Origin of the sequence: Anabaena sp. UHCC 0187, from assembly GCF_009712035.1 — a bacterium.
In the GTDB taxonomy this organism is placed as follows: Bacteria; Cyanobacteriota; Cyanobacteriia; order Cyanobacteriales; family Nostocaceae; genus Dolichospermum.
Genome location: NZ_VILB01000010.1, coordinates 105,558 through 119,679, shown reverse-complemented (window position 1 = coordinate 119,679; position 14,122 = coordinate 105,558). Strand labels below are relative to the sequence as shown.

The window sequence follows — 14,122 nt, the reverse complement described above, 5'->3', positions numbered from 1 at the left end:
CTATCTCTTTCGAGACGCTACCGCCTGATTCCGTCCCTGATTCTTTGCAGAATAAAGAGCTTTGTCAGCCTGGGATATTAAGTTTTCTAAACTTTGCTCTCCTGTGGGAATTTCACAGGCAATTCCCATACTCAAGGTAACGCTACTGCTGACATCAGAATTTCGGTGAGGAATAGCAAGATTGGAGATAGCGAAGCGCTCCGTAGGAATCGCTTCTCTAATGGAATCAGCAATAATTAACGCGCCTTCACTGTCCGTATTTGGTAGAATTATGGCAAATTCTTCACCACCATAACGTGCCACTAAATCGGTTGGGCATCAAGAACATTATTAATTAAGGTTAATAAATACTCACCACTTCTTTGAATAATTCCCGCATTGTCATATTGTTCTAAAGGCAAATTTTTCGTGCGTAACATTAACTGAGAAAAACCAATAATTGCATTGAGGGGACTCCGCAATTCATGACTCATATTCGCAATGAATGAACTTTTAGCTTGATTGGCAACTTCCGCCTTTTCCTTGGCAATAACTAATTCTGATGTGCGTTCTTTTACTCGATTTTCTAATGTTTGAAAAGATTCTTGTAACTGTTGTGCCATCAAATTAAATGAATTAGCCAGAGTTGATATTTCTGTAATATTTTTAGTTTCTAATAAATCATTTTCTATATCAGAATTTTGCCATTCTCCTAGTGCTAAAGCCTGACTAAAACGACTTAATTCTAAAATAGGAATAGTAATCCAACGAGCAGTGAGAATACCAATTATTATGGCAACAATCAGGGTGAGACCACAGAATACAATTGTCAAACGCGCATTTTCCTGAATATGTTCCATGAAGTCAGATTCAGGAATGACAATAACTGTTAGGAAGTTTAAATTTTGTTGGCTCACTGGAAAAACCTGCACAAAATAGTTCTGACCATCAACTGACAAATTAAGTTTTTGAATGTTTTTAATATCTTCTAGCTTAAAGTTATCTGTTAAATATTGGGATGTTGATCTAATAACTTTATTTTTACTAGCTGTTGCTTTTAAGCGGCGGGAACTAGCATTAACATTTTGAGATAATTCACTTTTAGCGGTAGTTATAAATGGGACTTCGTTAATAGAATTGGCGATCATTTGTCCTTGTTGATCTATCGAAAATGCTTGTCCTGTATTCCCAATTTTTAAATTTTGAAGAAAGTCTCCAAACTGAGTTAGATTTAGACCAGAAACAAGTACCCCTTGAAATTGTCCCTGTGCATCTTCAAATGGCAAAGTATAAGCTGCTGCTAGAAGTGGGTGATCTTTTCCCCGTGATAAATTGACCAAAATATTCCAATTTCCCATCTTCGCTTCCCTTGCAACACCATACCAAGGCTTTCAATGATTTTGAACCAGGTTTTCCATAAAAATAACCGAAGAACCGTATTTTATAACTTAGTTTTTTGTAAAATTATAATTATCTATTTTTTAATATACTTCTCTCGATAATAGGTAATAGCCCAAATTAGCAACTATTACCCATTACCAAGAATCAAATTAACCCAATAAACCTTGGATTAATCCAGAATTAACTGTCAAGAAAAAAGCGACTACTGCGCCACCGATACCACCAATTAAGAAAGCACTGGCAAAATTATTCCAGCTTTCCTTAGAGTTAAAAGCATCAACTGGAGGATTGGGGACAGCAATACTAGCAAGAGCCTTATCAGGATTGCTGTTGGCATATAAGGATAGGCAAGCTGTCAAAATGACAACCAACCCAATACTACCCAACAAACCAGCTAAGGTAGCATTGGGGGCATTGCGTAAAGGGCCTAATCTATGGAAAGGTCCAAATAGTAAATAACCATGAGCCATACCAACTTCCAAACCGCGTCTAAAGGGATTTAGACCGGGGCGATAAGCTGGTAAGTTGCTGATAAACCACTTCACCAAAGGAGCGGAATTGATGGGGGTTTCTAGATCGCCTCTTTGTGGATCACGTGCTGCTACTGCCATAACTATTTTTCGATCCCTTGAATCACTAGGTGGGTTTTTGATGAGCTTACTGCTTGAGTCATGTTGTTTGCTCGCTTTTAAATTAGAAAGATGGCATTTTTAATGAAAATTAATTTTGCCACTTTCTAATTTAGAAAAGTATGAAACCCGCAAACAGTAGACAACATGACGAGTTTCATACATTAGTGAAGATTGCTAATTTGAGTGATATTTTCACCTAACTAGTCCACTGCGGCGTAAGTTAATGAACCATTTTCAATCGTTCAAAAGCTGATTCTATATTGCTTTTGACTTTTGACTTTTGACTTCCGCCTTGCGGTACTAGGTTTGATAACTTAATTAGACAATCTACAAGCAAAAGCTAATTTACTTAGCTTTTCTGAACCGGATTTTCAACCTATAGTGGGTGGAAAAGGAGGTCAGGGAAGAAGCGATTAAATTCAATCAAAATCCCGGCTGTGATTGTCAACCAAATGGTAGCTGCAACGGGAGCAGTGGAAATGAATGTAATCAAGTAGTTGGTTTCGTTACCTTTTTCAGCCATGAATTTAGTCTCCAGAATAAGTGAGTGACAACAAATGAATTAACGTGGTGAAACGGTAATTTCTGAATCCTTCGCTGTTAACTCCCCAGAGAGCAATTCTTTGATTGCTGCTGCTGGCCAAGCAAAACCGGAGGTGATGATAGGTAGAGCAATACCCAAATCAATTTGGATTTCTTTTTGCTCGGCATTTGCTCCTTTTTGGATTGCTTGGAGATAAGCACGGCCTACCCAACCAATCCAACCAGCAATGTAGAGGAAGAGAATACTAGGGATTAAAAAATCACCAGCATGATCAAGACGGCCATCTACAATCAAGTGAGGATAACCTTCTGGTCCACAGAGTGCCTGGGAATAACGCTCAAACCGCTTTTTACCTGATTCAGGGTCAGGGGTGGTGTTACGGGCATTTCGTGCTAGCTCTTGAAAGGCGGGAGAGTCTTTACAAGGGACAAGGTTTGCGCCTAATGCTTTAGCTTCAGGAGCAAAATTGAACCAAAGAGTAATCGCCAAAAGCAAAGCAAACAATCGTCTCATGGAGTTGTTTCCTTTTATTACAAAACGAGAAGTTTCTTGTACAAAACGAAGCGGCTTGTACAGTCTTTATTTTAGATAACTAGGAAGTTATCATACTCTTGGCTGGGGACTGAGTAAAGTTTAAGTCAACAAAAGTTAAAGCTTCTCAATCAAAAGATAGGGAAGCAGGGGGCAGGGAGCAGGGGGCAGGGAGCGGGGAGCAGAGGGCAGGGGGCAGGGGGCAGGGAGCAGGGAGCAGGGGAGGTATGAGAGAATGTATGTTGCCCATTAGCAATTACCAATTACCAATTCTATGACAACCGTTTTAGCCATTGAAACCAGTTGTGATGAGACTGCTGTTGCAATTATTAAGAATCGTGAAGTGTGTAGCAGTATTGTTGCTTCACAAATTTCTGTTCATCAACAATATGGTGGGGTAGTACCAGAAGTGGCCTCACGTCAGCATTTGGAAACGCTGAATTATGAAATAGAGCAAGCGATGGAGTCTAGTGGTCTAGATTGGGGTCAGATTGATGGGATAGCTGCCACTTGTGCGCCTGGACTTGTGGGGGCGTTGCTGGTGGGCTTAACGGCTGCCAAAACCCTGGCAATTGTCCATGATTTGCCTTTTTTGGGAGTGCATCACCTGGAAGGTCATATTTACGCGACTTACTTGAGCGAGCCAAGTTTAAATCCTCCCTTTCTTAGCTTACTTGTTTCCGGCGGTCATACAAGCTTGATTTATGTTAAGGATTATGGTATTTACGAAACCCTGGGAGAAACCCGTGATGATGCGGCGGGTGAGGCTTTTGACAAGGTAGCACGGTTGTTAAAACTGGGTTATCCCGGTGGGCCAATAATTGACAAACTGGCACAAACAGGTAATCCCCAAGCTTTTGCATTACCGGAAGGAAAAATTTCTTTACCAGGTGGGGGTTATCATCCCTACGATTGTAGTTTTAGCGGATTAAAGACAGCGGTATTACGTTTAGTGCAGCAGTTGGAGAAAGAAGGTAAAGAAGTACCAATAGCTGATGTTGTGGCTAGTTTTCAGGATACCATAGCGCGATCGCTGACCAAAAGAGCGATCGCCTGCGCTCGTAATTATGGACTAGATACCATTACTGTAGGTGGTGGCGTAGCTGCTAATAGTGGACTGAGAAAGCATTTACAAGCAGCAGCCAGCAAACATAACTTGCGGGTTCTATTTCCCCCGTTAAAATTTTGCACCGACAACGCCGCCATGATTGGCTGTGCAGCCGCCGAACACCTATCACTTGGTAGAACATCACCTCTCACTTTAGGAGTCCATTCCCGGCTCTCACTGAACCAAGTTATGCAGTTGTACGAAAATTAGTTCAGGAGTCGCCGAGTCAGGAGAAAGAAAGAAGAATTTTCTCAATAACTAATGACTAATGACTAATGACCAATAACTAATGACCAATAACTAATGACCGAATATGTTCAGCTACGGCTTCTGGTTGCTCTAACATAGCCAGATGCCCACAATCAGGAATTTCAATCACATTGTTGCCAACGGATTGAAAAAGCCAATGAAAACTCGCTAAATGGCGGATATATTTGGGTTCCATTACCTTATCGTCAGCACCAGCTAAAAAATACACTGGCTGCTTTAATTTAGATACTAATTCAGGTAAACAGTTAATTTCTGCTTCCGTAGTGGATTCAAAAAGAGTTCCCAAAGCAGCTTCGGGATCAGCGACAATAAAATCAATTAGTCGTTGACGCGCCCAATATCGCTCTAAAGGATGCAATACACTAGCTTTGGTAAACAACAAATCAATCCAAGGCATTTGGGAAAGCCAACGGGGACGGACTTGTAAAAATTTCTGCCCTGCGGCACGGAATTGCTCAAATGCTTCTTTGAGATAAATCCCACCACCGGCATTAATACAAATTGCACCTTGAACACAATCAGGTAATTGAGTCGCTGTCCATAAAGCAATAGTGCCACCTAAAGAATGACCTATTAACCAAGCACTAGAAATATTCAAGTGTTGGAGAAGAACAGCTAAATCCTGAGCATAAGCAGATGGAGAATATAGAGAATCCAAGGACGAACTAACCATACTAGAGTCTGTGGAAGTCAGTTCTATATCTGATGTTACCTGGGACTGTGATTCACCAAAGCCTCGTAAATCATAAGATAAACACTGCAAATCTACTGATAGACGAGAAATCACAGGTTGCCAGTATACACGGCTATTCAGCCAACCGTGGATAAATACTAAAGTATGGGGGCATGATGTAGGAGCGGTTAGCTCATAAGTATGTGGAACGCCTAAGATTTCTATTGTTGCCATAGTTAAATATCGTCCCCTTAAAAATGGGTGCGACTCAATACAAACAGAGAACGAATAACTCAAAAATTTTGAATTTTGAATTAGCTAATTCTATTGACCAAGTAACCTATTTTTAACTCCTTCCGCAATTCTGTGACCCAGATATTCAGGAATTAGACTTTCATTTGGACCGAGTAAGTAGAGAATTAGCCGAGTGCGTCCGCGCCACACCAGTAAATTGGCGTTAACTACCAGTAGGTCTTCTTGCCAGATAGCGTACATGACTTTGTAAAATAATCCGGGTTGATTATCAGCTTCAATGACTAAAGCGGGAAGATGAAAGACAGGATCAACATAGAAGTCGGTTTGTACCTGCTCTAAACCAGCATCAAGATTAAATTCTACCGCCAGCATTTCTTCTACTTCAAATCTGCCTCCTAATGCTTCACGAATAGCACGGCAAACATTATCAGCGGTTTTTTCAGTCAGTGCTTTACTACCACGAGATACCAGTAATTTAATAAAAACTAGCATCGGTGGTCGAATTTGACCGTATAAACTCAGACCGTGAATAGTTAAACCATAAGCTGCCAGGACACCAAAAATATCGCTCAGAAGGAAAGATTGATTGCGGTAGGCAAAATGCAGGGCGCTTTTGCTCCCTTCTGACTTCATCTCGATTACAGCCCGTCTGGTTTTATAAAGACGGTATGCCAGACGTAAATTTTGCAGTTGAATCTCACTGCTAACAAATTGCTCATAGAATTGGGGGAACGCTCGATTAAAGCGTTTAAGGAGTTCTAGAGTTGAAGATTTTAAACCAGAAGCCATTGTTGGGGGTAAGACTTACTTGTTTTGTACAAACTGGGGATTGGGGACTGGGGACTGGGGACTGGGGACTGGGGACTGGGGACTGGGGACTGGGGACTGGGGACTGGGGACTGGGGAGCAATAAGAATTTTTCTTGCCTCTTGCCTCTTGCCTTTTGCCTTTTGCCTCTTGCCTCTTGCCTATCCCGAATCCCCGGACTTAGTTAGAATTCTGAAATAATGTTATCTCTCAAAGTCTACAGCGTATCAGTTAAATTACCTGTTCTCATTGTGTCATTGAAGTTGACATTGATTAGCACAGGGTCAGCTTTATCTTGTTTATTTATAAAACTGTGCTGCCAAAATTTATCACTTAAGGCGGAAAGATACTTGGATTTTGGAAATTTTTTGCCTTTGGGTGAGTTTTATTGAGTAGTGTTAAAACAAAATGCTAGAGTTGAAAGTGATTGGTAAGAAACACCTGATAACTAGCTATGACTATTGCAAATCGCCAAAACACCTAGATTATTTCTAGCTGATTGGCTAACAATGATCATAGTAATGTTAAATGTGAATCAACACTCTTAAAAAGTGGCAACCAATTCAGTCATACTACCCGAACTGCATTGGCATGGGTTTTTGGAAAACTTGGTTTAGCACTCCTGAATCTTTAGCGGCAAATAAAAACACTGCTGTTAATGAGCATACAGCGGAAGTTGATGGTAATTCTAGTGTAGGTAAGGATCAAATCCTTTTCAGTACGGAAAGAGATATTGACCTCTATGAACTAGAAGAACTTTGTGATGCAGTTGGCTGGTCACGTCGCCCTCTCAGAAAAGTAAAAAAAGCGATTGAGCATAGTTTTCTCGTGGCCTCTATGTGGCAAGTGCGAGGAAATAAAAAGCGTTTGATTGGTTTTGCCCGTGCTACCTCAGATCATGCTTTTAATGCCACTATTTGGGATGTAGTCGTTCATCCTGATTTTCAAAGTAGAGGGCTAGGTAAGGCATTAATGAAATATGTCCTCAAAAAACTTAGGAGTGAAGAAATTAGCAATGTCACTCTTTTTGCTGACCCTCATGTTGTAGATTTCTATAAGACAATGGGCTTTATGTCAGATCCTGAAGGTATAAAAGGAATGTTTTGGTATCCTCAGTGATCAAGGTGGCTGGGGTTTGGGGATTAGGGAATTTAAAATATTTCCCTAAATCTTATTTTTTCTAGATTATTGGGTTTGCATTTATTTTTTTTTGTGATATGATAGTCGGGATGAGCCAAAAAAACATAATTTGATTTATGTGGAGTTTGGTTTCTATGACTTTACGGGATGTAGCGCAGCTTGGTAGCGCGCCTGCTTTGGGAGCAGGATGCCGCAGGTTCGAATCCTGTCATCCCGATTTGTGAGATAATAGAACCCCAACCCCAAATTATTGGGGCAATCACGGGGGATTGCCCCTACGATTCTGGGCAACCCCGAAAATTGCCCCTACGTGGGGAAATTTTCGGGGTTGTTGGGATGAAGGGTGTCAACATCCCATAATATTGGATTATCTCTTATATATTCTCGTAAGCGATCGCATGATTTTTCGTTACGAATAATGTGTTCATGATAATTGCGTTGCCATAGTCTCTTTTCAAAAGCTGGCCATTCTTTTTCATAAACACCATGACGATATCTAGCAGTGGTTAAAGATTTAAACCGATGAACTACATCTGGTAATTTCATGGAACAATTAGGTTCAAGGATAATAATACCATGAATATGATTAGGCATTAAAACGAAAGCATCAATATCAATTCCTTGGTAATGGGCAGGAATTTCATCCCAAACAATTTGTACCATTTCTCCTGCTGGTGAAGGCTGCATTATACCTTCTTGAATATTACCAAGGAGAGATCGCCTTTGGTTAATACAAATAGTCACAAAATACGCCCCTGCCTGAGAATAATCATATCCTTTCAGGCGAATAGAACGGCGACGATGAATATCAGGATTATACGCCATAAAAATATGTAGGGGCAATCCCCCCGTGGTTGCCCCAATAATTTGTGGTTGCCCCGATATCAATTATATATGGGTTTTGATTTCATGCGATCGCCCAAATAAATCGCATAAAATACGTAGGGGCAATCCCCCCGTGGTTGCCCTCATAATTATCGGATTAATGATCAATTCTACATGGGTTTTGATTTAATGCGATCGCCCCAATAATCAATTTATTGATCAATACAAATATCGGGTCAACCAAATGATTACCACAAATATTAAGGTAATCGCGTGGTAATTATAAATATCGGGGCAACCACGGGGGGTTTGCCCCTACACACATACTACACGAAAACCGAAGCTGAAGTAGTAGTAGCCCGCGCTATCGTTTTCCCGATAGCCAGCAGTGCAATTATTACTAACATTGCACCAACTACCCCCACGTAATAGCTTGTTGCTTTCAGATGTATTAACATAGGATTTACCATTTTTAGGTAAATCAGCAACATTACTTGTCCAGGAATCTGCACACCATTCCCAAACATTACCGTGCATATCCACTAAACCCCAAGGGTTAGTATGGGTATCCTCTTTTTTTATCACGGAATGGGTTTGACTATTAGAATTATCTGTGTACCAAGCATGGTTTTTTAACTGGCTGTCATTCTCTCCAAACCAGAATTTTGTGGTTGTACCAGCACGACAAGCATATTCCCATTGGGTTTCACTAGGGAGGGTAATTTTGACGTTAATTCCCTGTTTGTTTAGGTGTTCAGTCAGCTTTTGACAAAATTCCGTTGCCTGATGCCAATTAACGCGCTCAACCGGGTGATTTTCCTTACCAATACCTAAGAAATGGGAGGGGTTTGTACCCATAACTGCTTGATATTGTGCTTGGGTAACGGGATATTTACCTATGCGAAACTCGGAAAGATTTACAGTATGTCCACCTTTCATTTTTAATACTCCAGCATCAATCCAAACTAATTGTAAGGTTTGATTATTGGGTAAAGGTAAAATCAAAGCTCGACGACGTTCTTCTTCCTCAGCACGTTTACGAACAGCTTCAGCTTCACGGCGTTTACGTGCTTCCTCTTCCTGACGACGGGTATCATTCCATTCTTTTTGCAAAGCATCCCGTTTATCGGTGGAATGTCCTAAAGTTACCGATTGATTATAGTTAGCTAGGGCAATTTCATCGTTATTTAATTTTAGGTAAGTATCACCCCGTAAATCGTAAAATTCAGCCCTTTGAGGTTGGAGAGAAATAGCCTTATCTAAATCAGAAATAGCACTATTATATTCCTTCAATCCATAACAAGCCATAGCTCGTTGATAGTAAACACTTGCTTGAGGATTTAAAGAAATAGTCCGATCAAAATCAATCTTGGCTAGATCATGACGTTGGACTTGTAAATGTTCCATGCCACGCTTAAAACATGATTTAGCAATATTAAGATAATTCGTTACTCCTAAAACTTGTAAATAAGCATTGAAAGATTGGACAAAATTACTATCTTCAGGTACAAGCATTTTACCAATGTCAATAATTGGATCAACACTATTATTAATACCTCGTTGTTTCAACCAGGTTTTCATAATTGCTTGTACTTGATTAGCAAAACTATAGCGTGACGGAACAGACTGTAAAATTTTTGCCCAACCTAAACGCAATTCCACCATAACAGCGGGTTCAGTTTGTTCTAAACCATCAAATAGGGCATTACAGTAGTCAATTACAGCTTTTGTTAAAGCTATACGTTCATCATCATCAAGATTAGCTTCATCAAATAAATCAGGCAATAATGTAGGCAAAAGGGGTAATTGCCGTTGGGGTGCATAAATTAAGAAATATTCATCTGTCACCATTCCCACATGAATAGAGTGTAAAACTTCCATGTAGTGAGTGAAAGTTTCCCGACTACGGCGACTAAATTCGGCTCTATCCAAGTCTGTTTGTATGGCTTTTCCTTGTTGTTGCCATTGTTGGAATAGGTTTTGAGAAATTTCGCTAATGGTATCTTGCCAACGCAGTTTACGCACAACGGTTTCAAAACGAGCATCATCAAAATCATTGTTCCAAAAACCGATGTTGATGTTAAAAAAAGATTCTTCTACTTCAGTTTCTAAAACCAGCACGGGAATAGAACGTAATTCACTAAATATCTGATTAACTGCTGACTCTGCACGACGGTTTTTTGTTACCCATTCTCCCGCCATAAATTTTACTGGGCGTTGGTTGAGGGTATATTGTTTAAATAGTTCTCGTAAAGCACCAGAAAGGGTAGATTCCATCATGGGAAATTGACTCTGAGCGGTGCTATTTGGTAAAGGGTCGTAACGCAATACCGGAGGGGAAAAGAAGACTGTTAGGGGCATTTCTGGGCGGTTGTGGACTATTTCCAGAATGTCATCAGCAACGGCAAAAAAGGGACTATTGTGATCTCTTCTAATTTGTTTATCTCGTTGTCGGGTAATTTGCGCGTCAAGATAGCGGATTTCAATGGCAAATTGTTGATCTGTTTCAGTTTTCCATTTTTGAAAGGCAATATTATCAGTTTGGATGGCAATTTGTACTTCTGCTTTGAATTTTTCAATTGCTTGGGTAAATTCTCGTTGTTTTTCTGCTTCTAATGCTTGAAATGCTTGCCGCATTTTTTCTTGTGTGAGCAAAGTTTCTGCTTCCATAGCTTTAAGAGTAAGGCTAAATTCCTTATCTCCTTGACGTTCTCTAGCTCTGACACTTTGCCGCATCATTTCCATTTTGGCATCAAATTCCATGCGTTTCATTGCCAACTGTTGAGTGTCATTATCCCGTTTTTGAGCAAGTGCTAAAGATTGTGTTTGGGTAGTAATGATCCGGGTTTTATTTACTGCCATTAATGTGGGAGCGATAGTCCCAGCTAATTTAGCAATACCACCGACTATAGCACCGAGAATACTCATGGATAAACTCTTTTTTTGTGGTTATTTATTGTGATGATTGAGATTCTTTTTCGAGTAAATTTTGTAATTGTCCTGCTATTTTTCTAAATCTTTTACTTCTTTGGGAACTCCCGCAGTTAAAACCTCATTTCCATCTTCAGTAACTAAGACATCATCTTCAATGCGAATCCCAATTCCTACCCAACGGGGGTCAATTTCCGGTTGGTCTTCGGCTGGTTTGGTGTCGGGGACTATATAAAGTCCTGGTTCTATAGTTAGCACTTGGCCAGGTTGTAAGGTTTGGGGGTTTTCTCCATGTTGATAAACTCCCACATCATGGACATCTAAACCTAACCAATGACTGGTGCGGTGCATATAAAAGGGTTTATATTTTTCTTCTTCTATTAATTTATCAATTTCTCCTTTGAGTAAACCCAGTTCGACTAATCCTTCTGTTAATATCCGCACGGCTGCATTATGAGGTGCATGGAAGGAATTACCCGGTTTTACTTCTGCTATTGCTTGTTTTTGTGCAGCTAATACAATTTCATATAATGCTTTTTGTTCTGGTGTGAATTTACCACTAACGGGAAATGTCCGGGTAATATCAGAGTTGTAATAACCATAAGCGCAACCAGCATCAATCAAGAGTAAATCATTCTCTTGCATTTGACAGTTGTTTTCGATGTAATGTAAAACGCAAGCATTCTTACCTGATGCGACTATGGAAGGATAAGCTGGCCCCATGCCACCCCGAAGACGGAAAATATGTTCTATTTCCGCTTGGATTTCATATTCATAACGTCCTGGTGCGGTGGTTTTTAAAGCATGATTATGAGCTTCTACGGCAATTTCTGCGGCTCGACGCATTAGGTCTAGTTCTGTCTTGCTTTTATATAACCGCATATTGTTGAGGACAATACCAGGATCAGCTATGGATGTTGGTCCTGTACCGCGTTTGGGATAGGTTCGCAGTAAGTTTTGGTAATGTTTGAGGATTTTGTCGTTGAAATTGTGATCGCGTCCTAAATGATAATAAATACAATCGGCTTTTTCTAAATATTGGGGTAGCTTCTCATCTAACTCCGCAATGGGGTAAGCTGCGTCTGCACCATAAAATTCTTTGGCTGCGTCTATTCCACAACGATAACCACTCCAAACTTCTTTTTCCCGGTCTTTGGGTTGAACAAATAATATAAACCGATGTTCTGGGTGATGGGGTGCTAATACTGCTACTGCTTGGGCTTCATTAAAGCCAGTTAAGTAAAAGAAATCACTATCTTGACGATAAACATACTCGACATCGTTGTGCATTACTGCTGTGGGCGCACTTCTAAAAATTGCTGTACCACTGCCTATTTTCGCCATTAACTGCTCACGACGTTGCCGATATTCTGTTTGCATAGTTGATGTATTGATAGTGTTGTTTTTGGCTTTAACAATTATAGACTACTGAGAAGGATGTCAGAAAAATTGCTAATTTTGCCTATTCTAGCCAATTTTTAATTTCCTTGACAATCCCCTAGGAATTCTATAAATAAGATTGTCAAGAAAACAGGATTTGATCTTTAAATAATGACTTTGATAAACAGAATATAAAATATTTTTTGATTGTTTAGATATTACTTTTAATTTTTAATATTAGTGGTTATGAACATTATCAAAATATCTATAAACAATGACATTCAATTAAAATAATTAAACAAATGTTTGTTATTTACAGAATCTTCATAAAAATCAAATTAAAAATGGATATTAATTACCGATAAAAACACACCATGTTTCAATCAGCAAATCGCTCAGGATTAGATTTAAAAGAACTAGGCACATCAGGATTAGTATCTCTCGAAAAATCACAAGGTTTGATAACATCTCTTGATACTCGTCAAAGTTCTGCACCTCAAGCACAGGAAGATCCATTAATTCCTTTACCAATTGATGCTTTACCGGATCTCCAAATCCCAGTTGGAGGTAGTGCTAACCCCAATCCTAACCCCTATTTAACTAGTGCGGCCATTGTTCCTGATTTCAATGGTGATGGTAAAACAGATAAACTTTGGGTAAATGTACAAACAGGTGAAATTTTAGTTCGCCTCATGAACGGAACACAAGTTTTAGAACAGTCTTCTTTAGGTCAATATGACTTAACAACCTGGGAATATAAAACTGCTGATTTTAACAGCGATAATAAGACTGATTTCTTATTACGCAATAAGACAACTGGTGAGAATGTAGTTGTGCTAATGGATGGAGCAAGAGTTGCTAGTTTCATGGCTTTAGATCGCGTTGATCCAGGTTGGAATGCAAATATTGGCGATTTCAATGGCGATCGCAAAACTGATATTTTCTGGCATAATGACACCACTGGTCAAAACGCTATTTGGCAAATGGATGGAACAACAGTAGTTAGTGCTAATGTTCTAGAAACTACAGATCCATTATTGAGTGCAACCATTGTTGATTTCGATGGTAACGGTAAGAGTGATATTTTCTGGCGCAATACCACCACAGGCGAAAATAGCGCGTGGTTTATGAATGGTAGTGAGGCTACTAAATATGATCTTCAATCCCAAGATGCTTCCTGGGGTTATAGCCTAGGCGATTTCAACGGTGACTTAAAAACTGACGTTCTGTGGCGCAACTCCCAAACAGGGGAGAATAAGATTTGGACAATGAATGGTATTTTTGTGACCGAAGGTGTTGTTAATACATTGGGTACAGATTGGACTGCTAATATTGGCGATTTCAATAGCGATGGTAAAACAGACATCTTCTGGCACAATGCTACCACTGGTGAAAACACCGCTTGGTTGATGGATGGTACAGCAGTTAGTTCTGAAGCCTTCTTACCCAGCAATGCTCCTGGTTACACCGCATCTTTAGGCGATTTCAATGGCGATGGTAAGACTGATATTTACTGGAGAGATCAACAAACATCCGCAGATAAAATCTGGACTATGGATGGAACTCTAGCTACTGAAACTCCTGTTGCTGATGCAGATAAGCTAACTCCAGAATGGTATACAGGTTGATTTGGTAATGGGGACTAG

At 39.9% G+C, this 14,122-nt stretch carries 12 protein-coding genes, 1 tRNA gene and 1 pseudogene; 4 read left to right on the top strand and 10 right to left on the bottom strand.

What is annotated here, in order from left to right; all coding sequences use genetic code 11:
• The 5 genes and pseudogenes from FJR11_RS08825 to FJR11_RS08805 form a co-directional block, all read right to left on the bottom strand.
• Positions 1-303 (bottom strand): diguanylate cyclase domain-containing protein, encoded by a 303-nt coding sequence (locus FJR11_RS08825; RefSeq protein WP_168503320.1) that lies wholly within the window; start codon positions 301-303, stop codon positions 1-3.
• The gene (locus tag FJR11_RS23865; RefSeq protein ID WP_168503319.1) at positions 303-1,337 is read right to left on the bottom strand and encodes a histidine kinase dimerization/phospho-acceptor domain-containing protein; all 1,035 of its coding nucleotides are present in this window, start codon (positions 1,335-1,337) and stop codon (positions 303-305) included. Before FJR11_RS23865 ends, FJR11_RS08825 begins: the two co-directional genes overlap by 1 nt.
• A gap of 192 nt (positions 1,338-1,529) precedes the next feature.
• Positions 1,530-2,053 (bottom strand): annotated as a pseudogene (locus FJR11_RS08815) (photosystem I reaction center subunit XI).
• Between the two features lie 335 nt (positions 2,054-2,388).
• The gene (gene psaJ / locus FJR11_RS08810) at positions 2,389-2,535 is read right to left on the bottom strand and encodes a photosystem I reaction center subunit IX (protein ID WP_015079100.1); all 147 of its coding nucleotides are present in this window, start codon (positions 2,533-2,535) and stop codon (positions 2,389-2,391) included.
• A 39-nt stretch (positions 2,536-2,574) separates the two neighbouring features.
• Positions 2,575-3,069: a Photosystem I reaction center subunit III gene (locus FJR11_RS08805; protein WP_168503318.1), complete on the bottom strand. Its 495-nt coding sequence runs from the start codon at positions 3,067-3,069 to the stop codon at positions 2,575-2,577.
• Positions 3,070-3,361: 292 nt separating this feature from the next.
• Between FJR11_RS08805 and tsaD the strand changes: the two genes are divergently transcribed.
• On the top strand, positions 3,362-4,405 hold the full coding sequence (gene tsaD, locus FJR11_RS08800; protein ID WP_168503317.1) for a tRNA (adenosine(37)-N6)-threonylcarbamoyltransferase complex transferase subunit TsaD: 1,044 nt from the start codon (positions 3,362-3,364) through the stop codon (positions 4,403-4,405).
• A gap of 76 nt (positions 4,406-4,481) precedes the next feature.
• Here tsaD and FJR11_RS08795 read toward each other — a convergent pair whose 3' ends face one another.
• Positions 4,482-5,372 carry an alpha/beta fold hydrolase gene (locus FJR11_RS08795; RefSeq protein WP_168503316.1) on the bottom strand — a complete coding sequence of 297 codons (891 nt, stop codon included), beginning with the start codon at positions 5,370-5,372 and terminating at the stop codon, positions 4,482-4,484.
• Positions 5,373-5,462: 90 nt separating this feature from the next.
• Positions 5,463-6,182, bottom strand: a complete 720-nt coding sequence (locus FJR11_RS08790; protein ID WP_168503315.1) for a hypothetical protein — start codon at positions 6,180-6,182, stop codon at positions 5,463-5,465.
• Positions 6,183-6,791: 609 nt separating this feature from the next.
• Between FJR11_RS08790 and FJR11_RS08785 the strand changes: the two genes are divergently transcribed.
• A complete protein-coding gene (locus FJR11_RS08785; protein ID WP_168503314.1) occupies positions 6,792-7,319 on the top strand; it encodes a GNAT family N-acetyltransferase in 528 nt (175 codons plus the stop codon).
• A gap of 164 nt (positions 7,320-7,483) precedes the next feature.
• A tRNA-Pro gene (locus tag FJR11_RS08780) sits at positions 7,484-7,557 on the top strand.
• An 89-nt stretch (positions 7,558-7,646) separates the two neighbouring features.
• Here FJR11_RS08780 and FJR11_RS08775 read toward each other — a convergent pair.
• The 3 genes from FJR11_RS08775 to FJR11_RS08765 form a co-directional block, all read right to left on the bottom strand.
• Positions 7,647-8,165: a transposase gene (locus FJR11_RS08775; protein ID WP_168503313.1), complete on the bottom strand. Its 519-nt coding sequence runs from the start codon at positions 8,163-8,165 to the stop codon at positions 7,647-7,649.
• Between the two features lie 315 nt (positions 8,166-8,480).
• Positions 8,481-11,093: an SUMF1/EgtB/PvdO family nonheme iron enzyme gene (locus FJR11_RS08770; RefSeq protein WP_168503312.1), complete on the bottom strand. Its 2,613-nt coding sequence runs from the start codon at positions 11,091-11,093 to the stop codon at positions 8,481-8,483.
• 75 nt (positions 11,094-11,168) lie between these two features.
• Positions 11,169-12,476: an aminopeptidase P N-terminal domain-containing protein gene (locus FJR11_RS08765; protein WP_168503311.1), complete on the bottom strand. Its 1,308-nt coding sequence runs from the start codon at positions 12,474-12,476 to the stop codon at positions 11,169-11,171.
• Between the two features lie 374 nt (positions 12,477-12,850).
• On the opposite strand from FJR11_RS08765, the gene FJR11_RS08760 reads away from it, so the two are divergent.
• Complete coding sequence (locus FJR11_RS08760) at positions 12,851-14,104, top strand: VCBS repeat-containing protein (protein ID WP_168503310.1); 1,254 nt, start codon at positions 12,851-12,853, stop codon at positions 14,102-14,104.
• Positions 14,105-14,122 lie beyond the last annotated feature (18 nt).